We start from the raw sequence: 5,340 nt of genomic DNA on the forward strand, positions 1-5,340 counted from the left end.
GGCTGGGTCGTCGTCGGCCTCGGCATCTGCGGGCTCCCCCGCGGCGGCATCGGCCCCCGGCCCGGCCGCGCCGACTGCACCGACTGCACCGACTGCGCCAGCATCCTGCTGGTCCGGCTGCTGCTCCTCCGGGAGGTCGTCTCCGGGAAGCAGGAGGCCCGCGGCCGCCCCGCGCTCCTCGTCCTGAGTCTCGAACTCCGGCTCGGGCTCCGGCTCGGGCTCCGGCTCGGGCTCCGGTTCGGGCTCGGGCCACTGGTCCGGGGGCAGGAACCGCCGCATCAGGACGTCGTTGATCGCCGGATCATCCAGATCGGCCAGGGCCTCCAGCAGCTCCGGATAGGTGTTCGGATTGCCCGCGACGACAGGGCGGAGCTCCGGATGGTTCTCTGCGATCCAGTGCAGCGTGTCCCAGTCCGTGGCCGGGTCGGCGGCCATCCGTGCGACGTCGTCGTGTGCAGTCATGCGTTCCTCGGGGCGCGGCGGGCGGTGATGAAGCAGGTCCAGCGATCGGACACGAGCTTACAAGCCCGAATGGACGAGACGCACCTCACACGGCGCCGACCATGTCCACGAACAGCTGGTGGAGGCGATGATCCGGGGTGAGCTCGGGGTGGAAGCTGGTCGCCAGGACCCGACCCTCGCGGACCGCCACCGACAGTCCGCGGGACTCCGCCAGGACCTCCACACCGTCCCCGACCTCCTCGATCACCGGAGCGCGGATGAAGACCGCCTCCAGCGGCTCGTCCAGCCCGGTGACGTCCAGCTGCTCGGTGAAGGAGTCCAGCTGGCTGCCGTAGCCGTTGCGACGGGCGACGACGTCGAGTCCACCGATCCGGGGGAAGCCGGCCAGGGCGGCAGGGTCGGAGACCTCGCGGGCCATCAGGATCAGCCCCGCGCAGGTCCCGAACAGCGCCAGCCCGTCCTGATGCGCCCGGTGGATGTGCTCCATCATCTGCACGGGGGCGGCCAGCCGCGCGATGGCCGTCGACTCCCCGCCGGGGACGACGAGGCCGCGGAGGCCGTCGAGCTCAGCGGGCCGCCGGACCGTGCGGACCTCTGCGCCGGAGGCGGTCAGAGCACGAACATGCTCGGCCACCGCCCCCTGCAGCGCGAGGACACCGATCTGCGGGCTCACCAGCCGCGCTCGGCCAGACGGTGGGGTGCGGGGACGTCGGCCACGTTCAGGCCCACCATGGCCTCGCCGAGGCCCTTGGACACCTCAGCGATCACCGCGGGGTCGTCGTAGTAGGTGGTGGCCTTAACGATGGCAGCGGCGCGGGCGGCCGGATTCCCGGACTTGAAGATCCCGGAGCCCACGAAGACGCCGTCGGCGCCCATCTGCATCATCATGGCCGCGTCGGCGGGGGTGGCCACGCCGCCGGCGACGAACATGACCACCGGCAGACGACCGTCTCGGGCCACCTGCTTGACCAGGTCGTACGGGGCCTGCAGATCCTTGGCCGCCACGTAGAGCTCGTCCTCGGCCTTCGAGCTGAGCTCGGCGATCTCCGCCGTGATGGTGCGGATGTGCTTCATCGCCTCGGAGACGTCGCCGGTGCCGGCCTCACCCTTGGAGCGGATCATCGAGGCGCCCTCGGTGATGCGGCGCAGGGCCTCACCCAGATTGGTGGCGCCGCAGACGAACGGCACCGAGAACTTGGACTTGTCGATGTGGTGGACATAGTCGGCGGGGGAGAGCACCTCGGACTCGTCGATGTAGTCCACCTTCAGGTGCTCCAGCACCTGGGCCTCCACGAAGTGGCCGATCCGGGCCTTGGCCATAACAGGGATGGAGACGGTCTCGATGATGCCGCTGATCAGGTCCGGATCCGACATGCGAGCCACGCCTCCGGTGGCGCGGATGTCCGCGGGGACCCGCTCCAGAGCCATGACGGCCACAGCGCCGGCCTCCTCGGCGATCTTCGCCTGTTCGGGGGTCACCACATCCATGATGACGCCGCCCTTGAGCATGTGGGCCAAGCCGGTGTTGACCGTGGTCGCGCCCTGCTCGGCGGACACGGGGGACTCAGTGTTCTCAGTGGACACGGATGGACTCCTCATCGATGGATCCAGGTGACGGTTGCCAGACATCCATTGAAGCAGAGATTCCCCTGCCACAGAGACCGGGAGGGCCCCAGACGTCATCTGGGACCCTCCCGGTGTGGAGCTGGCGCGCATCAGCGCCCTGTGGCGGCTCCGAGCCCCGGAGCGGCCCGGCTCACTTCTGCTGCTCGTTGCCCTCCAGGGCGGAGTCGAGCTCGGCGAGGTCGGCCTCGGTGACACCGGTGCCGGACCCTGCTCCCAGGGCGCCCTGCTCGGCTCCGGTGCCCAGGGCGGGCGAGGTGGAGCCCGTCTTCAGCGCGGCCAGCCGCGCATCGATCTCCGCCTGCTCGCCGAGGTCCTCGAGGGACTCGAACTGAGCGTCCAGGCTGGAGGCGGCCAGCTCGTTCTGGCCGCGGACCCGCGCCTCCTCGCGGCGGATCTTCTCCTCGAAGCGCCCCACCTCGGAGGTCGGGTCCATGACGTCGATGGACTTGACCGCATCGTGCACCTGCGACTGGGCATGGGCCGCCCGGGACCGGGCCACCAGCTCGTCGCGCTTGCTGATGAGCTGCTGACGCTTGGTCTTCATCTGCTCGAGGCCCTGCTTGAGCTTGTCCACGATCTCCCGCTGGGACTGGATCGTCGGCTCTGCCGTGCGGGCCGAGGACTCGGCGTCCATCTGTCGCTGGATGGCGACCTTGGCGAGGTTGTCGAACTTCTGCGCGTTGGCGTCGTCGTCGGAGGTGCGGAACTCGTCCGCCTTCCGGGAGGCGGCCAGCGCCTTCTGGCCCCAGGAGCGCGCGGTGTCGAGGTCCTCCCGGTAGTCGTCCTCCATCATCCGGAGGTTGCCGATGGTCTGGGCCACCGCCTCCTCGGCCTCAGCGATGTTGTTGGTGAAGTCCCGGACCATCTGGTCGAGCATCTTCTCGGGGTCCTCGGCACGGTCCAGCATCGCGTTGACGTTCGCGCGGATCAGCTGGGACATCCTGCCGAAGATGGACTGCTTGGACACGGTGATCACCTTTCCTGGAGATTTTCAGATCAGTCTAGTCATCGAGGAACACCCGTCACAGGGGGTGCGGGTGAACAGGTCGTCAGCACTCAGAACCACCGACGGCGCCCGTGGCGCATGCCGTAGCGCAGCATGCGGCGTCCCGCTCGGCCGGATCCGCGACGACGGCCGTAGCCGCCGCCATAGCCATACCCGGTGCCATACCCGCCGCCATACCCGCCGCCATAGCCGGTGCCGTAGCCGCCGCCCCAGTGGCGTCCGTAGCCGCCGAAGCCCCCTCCGGTGTTCATGAGGTTCTCCTCGGCCCGGTCCTGTTCGGCGATCTGGGCGGCCTGCACCGCCAGCGTCTTGGCCTGGGTGGCGAAGTCCAGCGCGCGTGCGGGCTGCGTGTCGGCGAAGGCCTGAGCTTCGGACAGGCACCGCTCAGCCTCGGCCAGGCGGGTCCGTGCCGTGGTGCCCACCCGGTGGGCGCGGGAACGGAGGTAGTCCTGGGAGGACTGCACCTGGTTGCGGGCGGTCAGCAGCTCGGTCTGCAGCATCTCTCGGGCGCGTCGGTCTTGGGCCTGACGGTCCCGCACCGCGTTGAGCGGCTCATCGAGCTCCCGGTGGGCCAGCTCCAATCCCAGCAGCAGCTCCAGAGGGTCGTAGCGTTCGCCGGAGTCGATTGTCTGCCGCACGCGGGCGACGGCGGCCTCTGCGGCGGCGATCGGCCCGGCCAGCTCGGGCGCTGCCCGGCATCACGCGTGGCGCGCGCCTGGGCGACGTCCTGTTCGGTCTGCGCCACTCCGACGTCGAGGTTCCGGCGGGCGTCCTGGAGCCGGGAGGAGGTCTGGTCGGCGGAGTCCAGCAGCGCGGCGGCCTCAGCGGCGGACCGCTCTCCGGCGTGGATGGCCACCACGGCGTCGGAGGCGCGGTGCGCCTCGGCGGCCTGCGCGGCCGTCTCGCCGTGGGACTGCGCGTCCTCCAGCAGGCCCTCGGCGCGGTCCAGGTTCTGCTGCAGGCTCTCCAACGGCTCCCCGGTGTAGCGCTTCTGGAGCTGCGGCAGCTCGGCTGCGGCGGCGTGCAGCCGGGTCCGCAGGTCGGCGAGGCGTTCATTGAGCTGCGCGGCGGCCGGGCCGGGGCTGCGTTCCAGGTCGCGGAGCCCCTCGAACTCTTGGCGGTGGGCGTCGAGGGACGCGTCCAGCTGCTCGCAGTGCTCCATGATCTGCCGGACGATCCGGCGCGCCTCGGTCTCGTCCTGCGGCGGCTGCTGGTCCAGCTGCTGCTGGAGCCGGAAGGCATCACGCAGGTGGTCCTTGGACTTCTGGATGTCCTGGCGGAAGACCTCCACGGCCTCGTCCCCGTAGGCGGCCTGGGCGAACAGGATCTCCTGGTCGGAGGAGCGCACGGCCTCGTCCGCAGCGACCAGCATGGAGCCGGCCTGCTGGCGCAGCTGCCCGTAGGGCATGGTGTCCCGAGGGTCCGGCGCGGCGGGCTGCTCGGAGCCCTGGCCCCCGGCCGCCCCCATGGCGCGGGACCCGGGAGCGGAGGAGAGCTGACGGGTCTGCTTCCTGCCGCCGGAGAGGTACATGGCGCCGAGCCCGATGAGCACGAGCACTCCCGCCCCGATGAGCAGGGGGCCGACGATGACGGCTCCCACAGTGACGGGCAGAGACGTCGCGAAGGCTTCGAGCATGGGGTCAGTCTATGAGCACCCCCGAGGTGCGTCCACGGTGGCGAGTACGTTGGCAGAGAACACGGGTCCTCCTGCATGCTTCGCACAGGGTGTGCCCGCTGAGGAGGAGCGATGAGGGTGGAGAGGCGTCACACGGAGCGCAGGAATCGCCCAGGAGGCGTTCAGGAAGTTATCGTCGAAGGTACAGGATGGGCGAGCACAATGCTTCGAGTGCGCCCCCGCGGCACCGCGCGGAGGCCGGAGATCCAGCGCTCGCTCCGGCGGGCGCCTCGTCAGGTGTGAAGGCAGGTTTCTCATGACTACAGATCCTCAGGACCGCGCGGAGTCCGCGGAGCTCGACCAGGAGTCGACGACGCCTGGCACGACGACGCCCGGCACGGGGCCCGAGCGCGGCTCCGACAGCGGGGAGCAGACTCAGCGGATCCCCGCCGCGCCGCCTGAGCCGACCCGGCCCCTCGTCCAGCATGACCGAGCCGAGCACGACCCAGCCGACATTGACCGCGTCGGAAATGACCGAGGCCAGCACGGCCCGCGTGGTGGATTCGTTCCCGAGGCTGGGTCGCCGGGCTCAGCGGCCACCGCCGAGGCGTCGTCGGCTCCCTCCGCCGCG

General features: G+C 70.5%; 7 protein-coding genes. 1 reads left to right on the plus strand and 6 read right to left on the minus strand.

Features of this window, described 5'->3' with window-relative positions:
- From BCY76_RS18365 to BCY76_RS18370, 6 genes are all read right to left on the minus strand, one after another.
- The coding region (locus BCY76_RS18365; protein ID WP_442935373.1) for a variant leucine-rich repeat-containing protein at positions 1–462 on the minus strand (462 nt) is incomplete at its 3' end.
- A gap of 85 nt (positions 463–547) precedes the next feature.
- Positions 548–1,135: a pyridoxal 5'-phosphate synthase glutaminase subunit PdxT gene (pdxT, locus tag BCY76_RS16855; RefSeq protein WP_085437952.1), complete on the minus strand. Its 588-nt coding sequence runs from the start codon at positions 1,133–1,135 to the stop codon at positions 548–550.
- Positions 1,132–2,046 (minus strand): pyridoxal 5'-phosphate synthase lyase subunit PdxS, encoded by a 915-nt coding sequence (gene pdxS / locus BCY76_RS16860; RefSeq protein WP_442935374.1) that lies wholly within the window; start codon positions 2,044–2,046, stop codon positions 1,132–1,134. Before pdxS ends, pdxT begins: the two co-directional genes overlap by 4 nt.
- Before the next feature lie 172 nt (positions 2,047–2,218).
- Positions 2,219–3,055 (minus strand): PspA/IM30 family protein, encoded by an 837-nt coding sequence (locus tag BCY76_RS16865; RefSeq protein WP_070159131.1) that lies wholly within the window; start codon positions 3,053–3,055, stop codon positions 2,219–2,221.
- Positions 3,056–3,144: 89 nt separating this feature from the next.
- Complete coding sequence (locus BCY76_RS16870; protein WP_170922744.1) at positions 3,145–3,594, minus strand: hypothetical protein; 450 nt, start codon at positions 3,592–3,594, stop codon at positions 3,145–3,147.
- Positions 3,573–4,730, minus strand: coding sequence for a hypothetical protein (locus tag BCY76_RS18370; RefSeq protein WP_085437954.1), 1,158 nt, complete (start codon positions 4,728–4,730; stop codon positions 3,573–3,575). The genes BCY76_RS16870 and BCY76_RS18370 overlap by 22 nt, the downstream gene beginning before the upstream one ends.
- 295 nt (positions 4,731–5,025) lie before the next feature.
- Here BCY76_RS18370 and BCY76_RS19720 point away from each other — a divergent pair.
- On the plus strand, positions 5,026–5,340 hold a 315-nt coding region (locus tag BCY76_RS19720), incomplete at its 3' end, for a hypothetical protein (protein WP_237090251.1).

Source organism: Nesterenkonia sp. PF2B19, assembly GCF_001758425.2.
GTDB lineage: Bacteria > Actinomycetota > Actinomycetes > Actinomycetales > Micrococcaceae > Nesterenkonia > Nesterenkonia aethiopica.

Excerpts from the sequence above, each read along its gene's own strand:
- BCY76_RS16870 (WP_170922744.1), bottom strand. The coding sequence starts at position 3,594 with ATGCTGCAGACCGAGCTGCTGACCGCCCGCAACCAGGTGCAGTCCTCC.
- BCY76_RS18370 (WP_085437954.1), bottom strand. The coding sequence starts at position 4,730 with ATGCTCGAAGCCTTCGCGACGTCTCTGCCCGTCACTGTGGGAGCCGTC.